Origin of the sequence: Capnocytophaga sp. oral taxon 329 str. F0087 (assembly GCF_000213295.2) — a bacterium.
In the GTDB taxonomy this organism is placed as follows: Bacteria; Bacteroidota; Bacteroidia; order Flavobacteriales; family Flavobacteriaceae; genus Capnocytophaga; species Capnocytophaga leadbetteri_A.
The window spans coordinates 1-638 of record NZ_KN390118.1 but is presented as its reverse complement, the minus strand read 5'-3'; the positions used below and the strand labels follow the sequence as shown (position 1 = coordinate 638).

Annotated in this window: 2 protein-coding genes; both read right to left on the bottom strand. The window is 48.6% G+C overall.

The window, feature by feature from the left end; genetic code table 11:
* Positions 1-230 (bottom strand): D-Ala-D-Ala carboxypeptidase family metallohydrolase (locus HMPREF9074_RS11710; RefSeq protein ID WP_034541133.1); only part of this gene is annotated, 230 nt, incomplete at its 3' end.
* Positions 231-307: 77 nt separating this feature from the next.
* Positions 308-638, bottom strand: a 331-nt coding sequence (locus HMPREF9074_RS12565; protein ID WP_052141394.1) for a hypothetical protein, incomplete at its 5' end; no start/stop codon positions are given.

The following is a 638-nucleotide window of genomic DNA, read 5'->3' as shown; positions in this document are numbered from 1 at the left end:
GCTGCACTGGCGGTTAGGTGGGCTGAACCTCCTACTCCGCCTACTTTTTTGTTGTGCTCTGGCGTACGGTAACCGCTGGTGATAATAATAGGTCTGCCACCCAGTGCAGCGCGCAATACTTCTAACTGGTCGGCTACCTTTTTTGCATTGGGAAGGTACTGTGGCGGTACTGGTGTGCCGTCTTTGCAGTTAAATTCTTTTATTTTGAAGTGCTTAGTGAAGTTTGTCATAGCTTATTTTTTTAGTTTAAAATGGCGATATAGGAGGTAGCCGCCGACTATGAGTAGCAGACCGCTACCACTGATGATTACTTTTTTTTTAATGCTTTCTTATTTAATGGTATCATATCATAGGCGGCTTGGTAGCTACTGTCGGGTATGCGGATGTGGTCGGGGTGGCACTCTATCTGGGCTATGGCACGCGCAATGGTGATGTAAAAATCCTTTGTGAAGCTGTCGGCTGTAAGGGGCGCGGTGGGGCTTATGCCTAACGCTTTGCTTACGCGCGCAATGTAGCCGCTGGTGTTATTCTCGCTGGGGGGAGCCCATACGCTGATGATTTTGGCAAGGGTGTCGAGCTTGTCGCGGGTTACCTTTGTATGTACGTTTATCATTAGGGCTCGCAATCCGTTTTCGATG